Origin of the sequence: Pseudomonas atagonensis, assembly GCF_011369485.1 — a bacterium.
In the GTDB taxonomy this organism is placed as follows: domain Bacteria; phylum Pseudomonadota; class Gammaproteobacteria; order Pseudomonadales; family Pseudomonadaceae; genus Aquipseudomonas; species Aquipseudomonas atagonensis.
Genome location: NZ_VXCA01000004.1, coordinates 1 through 13,637, shown reverse-complemented (window position 1 = coordinate 13,637; position 13,637 = coordinate 1). Strand labels below are relative to the sequence as shown.

Sequence of the window (13,637 nt, the reverse complement as noted above, 5' to 3'; positions counted from 1 at the left end):
GGTGACTTCCTCGTGGGTGTGTGAGGCCAGACTAGCCATTGCCCAGCGACACCGGGAGTAACAAGATCGTCGCGAATCCCGGCACGGGCGGCGTCATCCAGCGTCGCGCCCGGCCAAGACCGAATGCCTGCACCTTGTCTTCAGAAGCCAGCGCTTCCAGCGCACGTTGCACCTGACGCTGACTGTTGCCCAGAGCCAGCGCCAGTGCCGAACTCGACCACGCTTCGCCGTCGGCGAGCATGGCCAGCAACGCGGCGTATTTGTCCTCAACGGGCAACGTCAGCAGCGCCACATCGCTTGCCTGTAATGTAAACCCCTGACGGGTCGCGGTGATGCTCGCCAAGGGCTGCAGCGCCGCGCGCAAGCGACCGATTTCGACCCGCAGGCGCACGCGATGGGAGTCATCGCTGAGTTTCAAGCGGAACGCCTTGGCGATCAGCACTTCTCTGGACACATCGCCGGGCCAGGCTTCGGCGAGCAGGCGGGCAAGATGGAACAATACCGGTCTGCTGGCCAGCGCCACGGTCATGCCGGCGCCGCGCACGTTGTAACGGCAGGCATCGATGACCAGGGATGTCGAGGCAAACAAGGTTTCTACTTCAGCCAGCGTCACCGACTGCGACTGCCCCGCGCGGGTCAATCGCGCGGCTGGTCTTTCGAGAAGGTGTCTGGCGTGCTCGATTTCGGCACTCAGAGAAGGAATTCCAGCCTGCTCCGCCGCCCGTTGTGCACGGACCAACGCGACCTCTGCAGCCTGCGCCTGCACCCGCCGCAAGGCGATGCCCGCGGCGACTAACTCATGGGCCGCACGCAGCGCCGGTGGCAGAGTGGTTGGGGCGAGATCACCGAGCAGCGTTTGCGCGTCATCCAGTTCACCGATCAGCAACAACCGGCGGATCTGCAAGTACCGCGCATGTGCGGCGTTGACTCCATCACCGTGTTCCTGCAAAACCCGCCGCGCGGCCTCCAGTGCCTGCACCGGCCAGGCCAGATCCCGCGCCGCCAGCGCCACTTCCGCCTCGGCCACCCGACAACGGGCTCGCGCCAGCGGCTCGTTGTCACCGAACGCCTTGACCGCCCGTTGCAGCAAAAGCTTCGCACGCTGCAGATCGCCCAGTTGAGCCATGGCGATGCCTCGCAAGGCCAGCGCCGGCGGATCATCGCGCAGGGCGACATAGTTCAAGGCGCCCAGCGGATCGCCAGCGGACAGCGCCCTGCTGGCGGCGGTAATCAACGAGTCCATGACGAATTCAACATGCCGGGCACTTCCCGAGTCGGAACTTGCTGGGAGTCTAATACCGAATGCTGTTTTTACCTGCCCGTCCCGCTGGGAGATGCGCGATCTGAAACGCAAAAAGGATTGATGGCTTGGCGAACCCGGATGAGTTCGTTATCCATCAATCCTTTTCCAATGGGCATTTACTTGAGTCGCCCGGCGTCCTTCAGCAGCTCGAACAAACCTTTGGGTACCAGAGGCGATTGCTCGCTGAAACTTGAACTGTCATGCCAGCTCGCCGAGAAAGGCGAACCGTCACTTTCCTTGCCGGCAATCTGCTCTTGCTCATAGACGCGGGCATCTTCGAAACGGGCGTCATACACCTGAACGAACTCATGCCCCGGTTTGCCGTTGTAGATGAACAGACTTTCCAGCGTCCCGAGCAAGCGCTTGTCGGTCATGGAAAGACCCAGCTCCTCCTGTACCTCACGTTCGATGGCTTCGGCGCTCGTCTCGCCGAATTCAATACCGCCGCCGAGGGGGCGAAAGCAGATTTGCTGGCTGACGGGGTCGACAAACCGGTTAACCAGAATCTTGCCGTTGTGGTGAAAAATACAGAGTGCGAGTGCGCGAATACGCTGTTCAGCCATGGTCTGAAATCCATTTGCAGGTGTGAGGCGCGGCATTTAAACACGATTCACGCAACACACCCGCGGCGGTCAAGTCAGACCGGAGAAATCGTCGCGAGCATGCCGATCAGAATGGTCAATGTCAGAAATCCACCCAGGAAAATCGCCATCTTGTTCATGTTGCTCTCCTCAATGCTGAGCTTGCGGTGCACGGGGCGCTTCGGGATGAAGGACTGCCGCGAGTGACCGTAACGCAGGGGCATTTTGCGCGGATGACTGAGCCGGTGACAGAGGCAGATTCAGTGAAAAAATACGGATCAGATGAACATCTGATCCGCTTCGGTCATGTGGCGGTATTCAGCTCGGCACTGAAGGTTTCCATTCGAGCGCTTTGATCTACAGTCATTGCCATCGTCTGAAGAACAACAACCCTCCCGGAGTGGAAATGACTGACCTGAAACTGCAAACCAACGTCGCCGAATCCCTGAAGCGCTGGCACGAAATGATCCACACCGGCAATTTGACTGCCCTGCCCGAATTGCTCGATGCCAACGCCGTGTTCCGCTCGCCGATGGCGCACACGCCCTACCCCGGCGCGCCGGTGGTTTCGATGATCCTCAACACCGTGTTCAACGTGTTCGAAGATTTCAAATACCACCGCGAACTGGCGACAGCGGATGGGCTGAACGTGATTCTGGAATTCAGCGCCAACGTCGGCGCGAAGGAACTGAAAGGGATCGACATGATTCGCTTCGACGAGCACGGCAAGATCGTCGAGTTTGAAGTGATGGTGCGCCCGCTCAGTGGCTTGCAGGCGTTGGGAGAGGAAATGGGACGACGGCTCGGGGCTTATCTGGCCGCCGCCAAAGCCTGATCGTCAGGCAACGACACAGGCACAAAAAAGCCCACTGACCGTTGCCGGCTCAGTGGGCTTTGTGTGTCAGGGATCTAATTACAGAGCCATGTCACGTGCAGCATTTTCCTTCGGTGCTTCAGCTTTTTCAGCTGCAGGTGCAGCCGGAGCAGCAGCCTGACCGATCACTGGAGGTGTCGGCAGTTCGAGGATTTTGGCAGTGTAAGCCCACTCTGCAGCCACTTTGGCTGGATCGTTGTTCAGCTGGGTGCCGTAGCTTGGAACGATCTGGTGCAGCTTGGCTTGCCACTCAGGCGTTGCGACTTTGTCTTTGAAGACTTTCTGCAGCACGCTCAGCATGATCGGTGCAGCGGTCGACGCGCCTGGCGATGCGCCCAGCAGACCGGCGATCGAGCCGTCTTGTGCAGCAACGATTTCGGTGCCCAGTTTCAGCACGCCACCAGCGGCTTCATCACGCTTGATGATTTGCACGCGTTGGCCGGCTTGCCACAGGCGCCAGTCTTCGGCTTTGGCGTTCGGGAAGTATTCCTTCAGCGCGTTCAGACGGTCTTCATCCGACAGCATCAACTGGCCAGCAAGGTACTCGACCAGCGGGTATTCCTTGATGCCGACCTTGGTCATAGGCCAGATGTTGTGGGTGGTGGTGCTGGTCAGCAGGTCCAGGTACGAGCCTTCTTTCAGGAACTTGGTGCTGAAGGTCGCGAACGGGCCAAACAGGATGACGCGCTTGCCGTCCAGAACACGGGTGTCCAGGTGCGGAACCGACATCGGTGGTGCGCCAACCGACGCTTTACCGTAGGCCTTGGCCAGGTGCTGCTCGGCGATGGCCGGGTTATCGGTCACCAGGAACGAGCCGCCTACCGGGAAGCCAGCGTATTCCTTGGCTTCAGGAATGCCCGACTTCTGCAGCAGGTGCAGAGCGCCGCCGCCAGCGCCGATGAACACGAACTTGGCGTCGGTTTCGGTTTTGGTGCCGTCTTTCAGGTTTTTGTAGCTGACGCGCCAGGTGCCGTCTTCGTTCTTGGTGATGTCCTGCACTTCGCTGGACAGTTTCAAGTTGAAGTTAGGCTTGGTCTGCAGGTAACCGGCGAACTGGCGAGTGATTTCGCCGAAGTTCATGTCGGTGCCCAGCGGGCTCCAGGTGGCCGCGATTTTCTGGTTCGGGTCACGCCCTTCCATCATCAACGGAACCCACTTCTTGATCACAGCCGGGTCTTCGGAGTACTGCATGCCGGCGAACAGCGGGCTCGCTTGCAGGGCTTCGTAGCGCTTTTTCAGGAACTTGATGTTGTCATCGCCCCACACAAAGCTCATGTGCGGAGTGGTGTTGATGAACGAGCGAGGGTTCTTCAGAACACCTTGCTGAACCTGCCAGGCCCAGAACTGACGGGAGACCTGGAACGCTTCGTTGATCTCGACCGCTTTCGGGATCGTGACGTTGCCCTTGTCATCTTCCGGGGTGTAGTTCAGCTCGGCCAGCGCCGAGTGACCGGTACCGGCGTTGTTCCAGCCGTTGGAGCTTTCCAGGGCGACGCCGTCAAGACGCTCGACCATTTCCATCGACCAGCTTGGTTCCAGCTCATTGATCCACACACCCAGGGTGGTGCTCATGATGCCGCCGCCGATCAGCAGGACGTCGACTTTCTTTGCTTCGTCAGCATTGGCGGACGACATCCCCATCGCCAAAGCCAGACCCAGCAAGGCTGTGTTCACTTTTTTAAACATCTGTTGCACCTATGATAAAACGCCTTCCGCCCGCCGCTGTTGTGCGCGTGAGGCCCCTTTTTTCGCGACACTCAGGCTAGGGTCGCAGGTTCCTTCACACTTCAATATTGACGGGTGGGCACACAAGGCCGACGTACCGCATCGACCTCAGTTAATGTCCCTTCTGAACTGACTTCTTATCATTATTGGCTTCAGCTACTTGAGCGACAGGGATTCCGTCAGCCCGCCCGAAGGCAAGCAAACTGAATTAGGTCAAACCAAGTTGGCGCGAAGAATATCACGTCAGGGCAAACCCGCGCGTCTGTTCCCGACTTCATGGTCTTTTTGCGCTCAGGACATTATCGGCAGCACATGCCTGAACATGACCCCGGCGCAGTCTCTGGCTGAAGCCTTTCAACACTTTGCGCGCACGGTTCGTGCAATCTGCCCCCGGTAGACACTGCCTAATCACCAAAGAACCTGCTAAGTTGTACGATGACTGATGAATTAACATTTTGAATCAATCAGTCATCAACCCCATAACAACAAGGAAACAACAGCCATGACCAAGACCCGACTTCTGATCGGTTTTCTCTGCGCCTTCAGTGGTAGTAGTTACACTTTCGCTGCAACTGCCCCGGCAGAAAAAGACGTCGCCCAAGCGGTCGACCACCTGACTCAGGCGATGCTGCACAAGGACATCGCCGAACTGAACGCGCTGACCGCACCGAACCTGACTTACGGTCATTCCAGCGGCAAGATTCAGGACAAGCAGGCGTTCATCGCCGACATCGAAACCGGCAAGAGCGCGTTCAAGACCCTGGAAATGCAGAATCAGACCATCACCCTTTCCGGTGACACGGCGCTGGTACGTCACCACTTCTCCGCGCAGGCGTTGAAGGGAACTGAAGTCGTGCCGACGGAAATCGAGAACTTTCAGATCTGGCAGAAGCAAGGCGGGAAATGGTTGTTGGTTGGGCGGCAGGCTTTCAAGTTCTGACGAGCCCGGTTCTTTGTTTTGATGTTGGCTGAACGGGCCTCTTCGCGGGCAAGCACGGCTCCCACAGGGTTCAGTGGTGCACTGCAACTGCGTAACCACCGCTAAAACCTGTGGGAGCCGGGCTTGCCCGCGAAGGCGTCAGTCCAAACAGTGCACCTGCCATTGCCGTGCCCCGCCGTTACAACCGAAACCGATCCACCGACTGCGCCAACTGCCCCGCCAGACTCGACAATTCATCCGTGGTATTCGCGGTCTGCCCGATCACCTTGCTGTTGCCTTCGGACATTCCCGCGATCATTTCCACCTGATGGGCAATTTCGTTACTCGCCTGGCTCTGCTCACCAATCGTGCGGGTGATGTCGTTGACCAATTGCGTAGTGCTCAGCGTCGCATCGAGAATCTCGCGGATTGCCCGCTCGACGTCAGCCGTCACCGCCATGCCCTTGTCCACCTGCGCCACACCCGCCTCCATGCTGCTGACCGCTTCCCGGGTGCTGTGCTGGATGCGTGCGACCATCGCGGCGATTTCCTGGGTCGAGGCACTGGTGCGCGCCGCGAGGCTGCGCACTTCGTCCGCCACCACCGCGAAGCCTCGACCCTGCTCGCCGGCACGGGCAGCCTCGATGGCGGCGTTGAGCGCAAGCAGATTGGTCTGGTCGGCAATGCTCTTGATCACCTGAATGATGTTGAAGATACCTTCGGACTCCTGATCCAGCGTGCGGATCACTTGCGCCGACTGTTGCGCCGAGCGCGCAATGTCATCCATGTCGCTGACTACTTGATGAATCACCTGCCCGCCATTCTTCGCCAGCGACTCGGCTTGATTGGCCATGCCCAGCGCGCGTTCGGCGTGGCGGGTGATTTCTTCGATGCTCGCGGTCATCTGGCTGGCGGCCGCGGCCATGGTGCTGGCGGCCACGCTTTGTTGCTGACTGCTGTCGGCAACCTGATGGCAGCCGTGGCTCAGTTGTTCGCTCATACCGCTGACGCCGTGGGCGTTGCGCCGCACCACGTCGATCATGTTGCGCAAATCCCGTTGCATGGTTGCCAGCGTGCGAATCAAGGCGCTGGCTTCATCTTTGCCGGTCGGCTCGCTGATCACTTCGCCGAGATTGCCGTGAGCGATGCTTTCGGCAATACGGCTGGCGGTTTTCAGTGGCCCGATGATGCTCGACATCACCCAGCGTCCTTGGACCAGCAGCAACAGCAGGCTCGCGATCAGCACCACCGCGAGGGCGACATTGGCGTTGCGGATCGCCGCTTCGGTGCCTTGGCTGGTCTCGCGGGTATTGGTTTCGATCAGTTCGCTGAGAGCGGCCATCTGCGCTTCGAGCTGACTGAACGCGCTGTTGAACGTACCGATTTCGTGCTGCGCCGCGTCCGGGTTGTTGAGTGCCAGCCCGACAATTCGTTCGCCCGCGTTGATGTAGGTGTCGAGATTGGGTCTGATCTGCTCAAGCGCCGTGCGCAGGGTCGGGTTGATCGGCAGCTTGAGGTTTTCCTCAAGCACTTCACGAAAGTGCCCCGCGTGCTCTTCAATCGAGGTGCGCACCTCGGCCGCCGTCCCCGTGCTTTTGCCCAGCCCGACCAGCATCGCCGAGTACACATCGGCGCGAAGTGCGTCGTGCATCATGTCGGCTTCCATGTGGTTGCGCAGCGCGCTCATGCTGACGGCGTTGTCGCTGACCGCTGAGGCCATTCGCTGATTGCCGACGTAACTGACCAGACTCACGATCAGTGCCGTCAGCAGGCTGGTCGCAATCAGCAACACCAAACGCAGTTTGATCGACACCGTGGAATCCTCCCTGAGCACGCTGGAATGCGCCTGTCAGGGTTTCAGTTAAGCCTATTTCTACGCTCGTGCCGTTCCAGAGCGTGTCAGCAGATGACCAAACGCCTGAATGGAACTCCCGCTCGCCGCGCACCTCTCACATTATGTAGTCCTTCCCTTTTTGCTTCGCGCTTGTGGAGGAACACCGTCATGCGCAAGTTAGTGCTCGTTTCTTCTTTACTCTTATGCCTGCCCGTCGGTTCGGCGCTGGCCCGCGTCGACGCGGGTGATGTCGCCACCTCGGCCGGTGTCTCCGCGTCGCTGTACTCGACCTTCAAGGATCACAAAATGGTGATTCCGGCTCGTGACGACTTGTCTGCATTTGTCGCCAGTGGCGGGGCCATTCGTGGGGTTTATCTTGAATCGGTGCTGCAACAGGTTCGCCAGCAAAACCCGGGCATCAACGCCAGCGATGAAGATCTGGCCAATGCGATTCTGGTTCACTACGAAGGTTTGAATCAGTAAGCGCCAGTGATGAAGCCGCCGATGGATGGCAACTGAAGGCTCATAGGCAAAACTGTCCGACGGCCTCTATGATGGAGGCCATGACGACGTCCGTGCCCTTGCGCTCCCCCTGCCCGCCCGGTGCCTGCAATTGCGGGCGTGATCCGTTGCTGGAAAATCCCGATGCGGATCTGCGCATCCTGCGCCTGACTCGCGAGGAGGAAAAGCGACTGCTCGCGCGTCTGGAAATGCTCAAGGACCTCTCCGACCTCAAACATCTGCAGCAGCGCATGTACGAGCAACTGGGCATCCGCGTCGACGTCGCACCCGGTTTCAACGAAGTGCGCACCATGCGCGGCATCGCGATTCAGATTGAAGAATTACCGGGGCTGTGCCGTAAGACACGTGCGGCGATTCCGGCAGCCATTCGCCGGGGTCTGGAAAATCGACCGGAAATCGCCTTCGAACTGCTCAACGCCCACGACTTGCTGCGCGACGCCTGATCATTTATTCATGCCGAGGCGTTTGCGCATCTCGGCAGTGATGCTCTGCCGGGTTTTCTTCAGGTCGGCCCATGGCGCGTCACCGACCTCGGCCAGTCGCTCATGAACGTTGTGCACGTTCCACTGATTGCCGCCCTTGATCTCGGCCACCTCCTCACGAAACAGCGGCACCGACACCGGCAGACCTTCTCGCGTGCGCGCCGCATACGCGCAAATGGTGGTCGCGCCCAGACCGTTGCGCAGGTAATCGATGAAGATCCGCCCGACCCGGTTCTTCGGCCCGGACACGGCCGAAAAACGCTCCGGCAACAGCTTGGCGATGTGACTGACGATCGCGTGGCTGAAATCCTTCACCTCATCCCAACCGAGTTTGCGGGTCAGCGGCACCACCAGGTGTATGCCTTTGCCGCCGCTGGTTTTGAGAAATGCCTTGAGGCCCAGCTCGTCGAGTACCGTCAGGGTCAACGCGGTCGCCTCAACCATGCTTTTCCACGGCAGCGCCGGATCCGGGTCGAGGTCAAGGACGAAGCGGTCAGGCTTGTGCAGATCGACCGTGGTCGCGTTCCAGGTGTGCAATTCGACCGAGCTCATCTGCACCGCACCGATCAACGCTTCGGCGTTGTTGATCAGCATCACCGGTTGGCCAGTGACGTCTTTGTCCAGCGTGGTGATGCCAGGGATCGCCAAGTGCTCGGCGTTTTTCTGGAAGAACAGTTCACCGGCGATACCGTCCGGCGCACGCACCAGCGCCACCGGGCGATCCTTGAGTTGCGGCAGAATCCATTCGGCGACGCTGGCGTAGTACTCAGCCAGTTGCATTTTGGTGGTGCCACTGACCGCGTCGATCACCCGATCCGGGTGGGTGATGCGCACCTTGCCGCTGGCCAGACCGAGCTGCGACGGCGCGGTTTCGGCAGGTTCGGATCGGCTGGCCGCGGTTTTCTTTGAAGACGGCTTCGAGGCAGGCTTCGCGGCCTTCTTTGCAGGGGCTTTCGTCGCTGAAGTTTTCACGGGGCGGGTTCGCTCTTCAGTAATGTCCTTGGCCGGTTTGTCATCGCGCAAACCATGGAACACCGCGTGCCGTACCGAGCCGTCCTTGGTCATTTCGGCAAACGCGATTTCTGCCAGCAATTTCGGTTTTAGCCAATGCACACCTTTGGCTTCAAAACCGCTGGGCGGGTTGACCACCGCTGCGCTCTTCACCTGCAACGGTTTGAGCCGGGCGAGAATCGTTTTCAGCGTCGACTCGTTGAAACCGGTGCCGACCTTGCCGGCGTAGCGCAATTCACCGCTGTCGCGGTCATGCAGCCCCAGCAGCAATGCGCCGAACGAACTGCGCGACCCTTTCGGATCGGTGTAGCCGACGACGACGAATTCCTGACGATGTTTGCACTTGAGTTTGATCCAGTCGCTGCTGCGCCGTGATACGTAGGAGGAACCCAGGCGTTTGCCGATCAAGCCTTCCATTTGCATCTGGCAGGCGCTGTTGAGCAACGCGTCCGGGGTTTCGTCGAACGCCTCGGAGAAGCGCAGCAACGGTTGCTCATGCGCTCTCAACACCGTCGCCAATGCCGCCCGACGTTCTTCCACCGGGACTTCGCGCAAATCGACGCCGTTGAGGTACGGCAGATCAAACAGGTAATAAAGAATGTGGGCGCTACGCCCCGAATCGAACGCGTTTTGCAGCGCCTGAAAATCCGGCACGCCGTGTTCGTTGGCGACCACCATTTCACCGTCGAGCCACGCCGACTCCAGCCCCAGCGCGGCGAGCGCTTCAGCCTGTTTCGGCAACTTGTGCGTCCAGTCGTGGCCATTGCGCGTGAACAGTTGCACCTGATCGTGATCGATACGCGCCATGATCCGATAGCCGTCGAATTTGATCTCGTAGCTCCAGTCACCCTCGGGTGCACTGTCCACCAGCGTCGCCAATTGCGGTTTGAGTTGCGCGGGGATTTTCGCCTTGTGTGCGCCGGCCAGCTTGCCCGTGGCCGCTTTACCCGCCTTGGCCGGAGTCTGTTTCAGCGGTTTGACCTGCTTCGCCGCCAGCTTGGGTTTATCGACCAGCGTACGCTCGCTGAGCACGCTGTCCGGCTCGGCAACCAACACGTCGTAATCGTCCTGCGGGCGGGCGGCGCTGTCCTGATGCTTGATCAGGAACCAGTTTTCCTTCTTGCCAGGCATATGCGTGCGCACCAGGTTCCACAGGCCGGCAAGCTTCTCGCCTTGCAGTTCGAACTTGAGCTTGCCCTTCGCGTAGGCCTTCTGCGGGTCTTCCTGCGGGATCCACACGCCGCGATCCCAGACAATCACGTCGCCAGCGCCGTAGTGCCCCTCGGGAATGCTGCCTTCGAACGTCGCGTAATCCAGCGGATGATCCTCGACGTGCACCGCCAGACGCTTGACCTTGGGATCCAGAGACGGCCCTTTGGGCACGGCCCAGCTCTTGAGGGCGCCATCGAGTTCGAGGCGAAAGTCGTAATGCAGGTGTGAGGCGTCGTGCTTCTGAATGCAGAACTGCAAGGCATGCTCAGCCGCAGTTTTCTTGCCTGAGCGCTTTATCGCTGCCGGCTCCGATGTCGCGGAAAAATCGCGCATGCGGTTGTAGTCATCGAGGTTTCTGCTCATGACACACCTGCCTTGTTTCAGCCAATTCGGGTCACGGTCAAGGCGACCACGGCGATGCGGTCGACCCGCTGATAACCGGGATTCAGCAGCTCTTCACCGAAGACATCGGGATCGAGTTCGCGATAGGTCCAGGCAAACCGCGACTCATCCAGCCGAGGCAACACGGTGTCGAGAAACGGGTCGCGGCCATCGACCATCGCCACACCGGTGTACAGCAACAACGAGCCGCCCGCAGCCAGGCGATTCAGCGCCTGCTCAACAATACGCAACGACAGCCCCGCACCCAGTGTCCCGCCGCCATGCCGGTATGCACGTCCGGCCGGATCCGCCATGTACGGCGGGTTGGCGATGATCAGATCAAACTCGCCGTCGACGCCCTGCAAGATGTCGCTGGCCTGCACCTCGACATTGGCCACTTCCGCCAGCGCCGCGTTGATCGCGGTCAGGCGCAGTGCCGCCGGATTGATGTCTACCGCGAACACCTGCGCATCGCGCCGTGCACGCGCAATCAGAATCGCGCCGACTCCGGCCCCGCAACCGATGTCCACCGCACGCTGGATCGGCGCGAAACTCTGTTGCAGATGGCCGTGAATCAACTGCGCGAACCGATAAGTGTCCGGGCCAAAAAACACCGAATCGGCCGCCTCAGTGGGAAACCCCGAATGCACAAACAGCAAGTCATCCAGACTCGACCAGCGCACCCGGCTCTTGAAGCGGCCGTCGCAAGCGTCGATGACCTCGGCGTCCTGCAACTGCCGTTGCTCGTCGACAGACAACAGGCCGGGCGCAAACCACCGCGACCAGCCGAAGACATCGCGCAGCGTGTCGGCAACCTGGCCTTCATCGCGCAGGTTTACGCGCTGATGGGTCAGTGGCGTTGGCGTAATGAAGCGATAGCCGTCGGCCTGCAAGCGTCGGCCCAACTGCAGCAGCGTAAGGTCGTGAACGGACAATTGTTCTTCCTGATTCATGGGCGATTTCCTTAACGCAGGCTGGAATTGAGTTCGATGAATTTGCGCGTGGCCAGCAACCCGGCCGGGTGCGCATGTCGAGCCGGAGCCAGCCACGGAATCAACGCCGCGATCTGCGCGTAACCGTCCAGACCTTGCAGTGTGGCGTTGAGCTGCTGCACATCGGCATCCTGTTCGGGCACCTCAATCAGTGGCTGACCTATGGCTGGGCGACGCAATGGAGTGGTTTTACTTGCCGGTTTCCAGTCACCGGCAATCCAGTCGTGCACCAGTTGTTTTTCGTAGGCACTGAACACCCCGAACATCGCGGCACCATCGCCGTCGATCAATTGCCAGAAGCGACTGGCCTGCGGGTCTTCGTGACGCTTGATCCAGCCCTTGTTCTGCAAGGCTTGCAGGAATCCGGGCAAATGCGCCGGCTCGGCCAGCCACTGATTGACTGTCTTGCCTTCGAACCGGCAATAGTCCGAGTGCATGTGCTGGGCGAACGGGCATTTGCGCTCCAGCATCGCCAGCAACTCAGCCTGCAGGTCAAACCCCTCAATGAGGGCGCGACTGCCCTGCCCCAGGTCATTGAGCCGATAACCCAGCGACACCCGCCGCAGAAAATCTTCACGATCCGCCGCCATCGGCAGCAAATCGAGAACAGCCTGCACGGCTTTCTGCGCATGCCCGGTGCTGGCGTTGTCGATGGTCACGTGCAGCGTGAAGTAATACGGATCGATACCCAGCTCGCTCAACTCATAACTGCTGATCAACAAGTGCAGCGGCAATTGCTCGTAGCCGAGGTTGTAACCGATCACCTCCGGTAAATACTCGTCACCACACGCACCGAGCGCGAGCTGTAAAGCGCCCTGCAGGTAACGCTCATCGGTGATCGGGCTGGCGTGTTCCAGGTCGTACTCGGCCAGCAACTTGCGATAAATCACCACATGATTCTGCGCCGGATTACCCTCGCCCAGTTCCTCCAGATAAGTACTGAGCAAACCGCTGAAACGCGGGTCACGCCAGTGCTGCATCAGCCCGTACAACCAGGCACCATCCACCTGTTTGGTCGGTGCCACCGCTTGCAGAAAGTACAGCGCATGCGCCTTGCCGCTGAAAAACTGCCGAGGCCCGCCGGCCTTGCGCTGCTGCAGATAATCCGCGTACTGACGAGCGACATCGGCACAATGCGCAGCCACCCAGCCATGCCACGAAGCCGGATCACCGGGCAGTTCTTCCGGCAAATCGGCGGCGCGTCGTAACTGCTCATCAAGAAAGGAGGACGCCACGGCGTGCCCTTCTTCATCCGCAAACAACGCTTCATAAATGCGCCGGTAATCACCGACAGAATCAATCGTTTGAAGCTGCGCGGGCGCAGCGTGCAGGCGTGTCAGGACAGTCATGGCAAAATTCTCGGTCGATTGGCAGGACGATTCGCACGCCTCTACAGCAGCAGAGAGGCGACGCATGCCAAAAATTCAATCGAGCTGAAAATTGCCCGGACGGACGGCGAGCGGTCTTCGCCGAACCACAGTTGCGGGAGATGAAAAAATAGCGCCCAGCCAGCAAACAAATGATTGGCCGACCCGACGCCTTCGCGAGCAAGCCCGCACACACATTTGGATCGCGTACATCAGGAAGAAACTGCTCGGCTGTCAGGCCACCAAAGCCAACCGCTCTTGATCTTGATCCACGGAGCCCGTCGGAACGAAGGAACCCGAGCCACAGCGAGGGCCGAACCTCAGGGTGAAAACCTTTGCTGCCTTAAGCCTGGGCCGGCACTCCGGCGTTTGCCAAAGGGAGTCGACCGTCAGGACGAAACCGCCAGTAGCAGCACCCGCAGCAACGGATCTGC

Annotated in this window: 12 protein-coding genes and 1 pseudogene; 5 read left to right on the top strand and 8 right to left on the bottom strand. The window is 59.7% G+C overall.

Annotation, left to right across the window (positions count from 1 at the left end; all coding sequences use genetic code 11):
- Window positions 1-31: 31 nt before the first annotated feature.
- Window positions 32-1,243 (bottom strand): helix-turn-helix domain-containing protein, encoded by a 1,212-nt coding sequence (locus F2P67_RS02825; protein WP_166217032.1) that lies wholly within the window; start codon window positions 1,241-1,243, stop codon window positions 32-34.
- 176 nt (window positions 1,244-1,419) lie between these two features.
- Window positions 1,420-1,866 carry an NUDIX hydrolase gene (locus F2P67_RS02820; protein ID WP_178120902.1) on the bottom strand — a complete coding sequence of 149 codons (447 nt, stop codon included), beginning with the start codon at window positions 1,864-1,866 and terminating at the stop codon, window positions 1,420-1,422.
- A 221-nt stretch (window positions 1,867-2,087) separates the two neighbouring features.
- On the opposite strand from F2P67_RS02820, the gene F2P67_RS27635 reads away from it, so the two are divergent.
- Both F2P67_RS27635 and F2P67_RS02810 read left to right on the top strand, forming a co-directional pair.
- On the top strand, window positions 2,088-2,240 hold the full coding sequence (locus tag F2P67_RS27635; protein WP_178120900.1) for a hypothetical protein: 153 nt from the start codon (window positions 2,088-2,090) through the stop codon (window positions 2,238-2,240).
- 50 nt (window positions 2,241-2,290) lie between these two features.
- Window positions 2,291-2,719 carry a nuclear transport factor 2 family protein gene (locus F2P67_RS02810; RefSeq protein WP_166217027.1) on the top strand — a complete coding sequence of 143 codons (429 nt, stop codon included), beginning with the start codon at window positions 2,291-2,293 and terminating at the stop codon, window positions 2,717-2,719.
- Window positions 2,720-2,797: 78 nt separating this feature from the next.
- Here the strand turns inward: F2P67_RS02810 and mqo are convergent, their stop codons facing one another.
- The gene (gene mqo / locus F2P67_RS02805) at window positions 2,798-4,444 is read right to left on the bottom strand and encodes a malate dehydrogenase (quinone) (RefSeq protein ID WP_166217025.1); all 1,647 of its coding nucleotides are present in this window, start codon (window positions 4,442-4,444) and stop codon (window positions 2,798-2,800) included.
- Window positions 4,445-4,985: 541 nt separating this feature from the next.
- On the opposite strand from mqo, the gene F2P67_RS02800 reads away from it, so the two are divergent.
- On the top strand, window positions 4,986-5,423 hold the full coding sequence (locus tag F2P67_RS02800) for a nuclear transport factor 2 family protein (protein WP_166217023.1): 438 nt from the start codon (window positions 4,986-4,988) through the stop codon (window positions 5,421-5,423).
- A 178-nt stretch (window positions 5,424-5,601) separates the two neighbouring features.
- Here F2P67_RS02800 and F2P67_RS28010 read toward each other — a convergent pair whose 3' ends face one another.
- Both F2P67_RS28010 and F2P67_RS28005 read right to left on the bottom strand, forming a co-directional pair.
- Window positions 5,602-6,327 (bottom strand): methyl-accepting chemotaxis protein, encoded by a 726-nt coding sequence (locus tag F2P67_RS28010; protein WP_425511010.1) that lies wholly within the window; start codon window positions 6,325-6,327, stop codon window positions 5,602-5,604.
- Window positions 6,328-6,459: 132 nt separating this feature from the next.
- Window positions 6,460-7,215, bottom strand: a pseudogene (locus tag F2P67_RS28005) (MCP four helix bundle domain-containing protein); the annotation flags it as partial.
- Between the two features lie 189 nt (window positions 7,216-7,404).
- Here F2P67_RS28005 and F2P67_RS02790 point away from each other — a divergent pair.
- Together F2P67_RS02790 and F2P67_RS02785 are read left to right on the top strand one after the other, a co-directional pair.
- Window positions 7,405-7,719, top strand: coding sequence for a DUF2388 domain-containing protein (locus tag F2P67_RS02790; protein ID WP_166217019.1), 315 nt, complete (start codon window positions 7,405-7,407; stop codon window positions 7,717-7,719).
- An 80-nt stretch (window positions 7,720-7,799) separates the two neighbouring features.
- Complete coding sequence (locus F2P67_RS02785) at window positions 7,800-8,201, top strand: hypothetical protein (protein WP_178120901.1); 402 nt, start codon at window positions 7,800-7,802, stop codon at window positions 8,199-8,201.
- Here F2P67_RS02785 and ligD read toward each other — a convergent pair whose 3' ends face one another.
- Genes ligD through F2P67_RS02770 form a run of 3 tightly spaced genes read right to left on the bottom strand, consistent with a single transcriptional unit; the run spans window position 8,202 to window position 13,185 of the window.
- Window positions 8,202-10,826 (bottom strand): DNA ligase D, encoded by a 2,625-nt coding sequence (gene ligD, locus F2P67_RS02780; protein ID WP_166217015.1) that lies wholly within the window; start codon window positions 10,824-10,826, stop codon window positions 8,202-8,204. It lies immediately after the preceding gene.
- A 17-nt stretch (window positions 10,827-10,843) separates the two neighbouring features.
- Entirely contained in the window at window positions 10,844-11,797 is a 954-nt protein-coding gene (locus F2P67_RS02775; RefSeq protein ID WP_166217013.1) for a methyltransferase, read from the bottom strand.
- An 11-nt stretch (window positions 11,798-11,808) separates the two neighbouring features.
- On the bottom strand, window positions 11,809-13,185 hold the full coding sequence (locus tag F2P67_RS02770) for an iron-containing redox enzyme family protein (RefSeq protein WP_166217011.1): 1,377 nt from the start codon (window positions 13,183-13,185) through the stop codon (window positions 11,809-11,811).
- Between the last annotated feature and the right edge of the window lie 452 nt (window positions 13,186-13,637).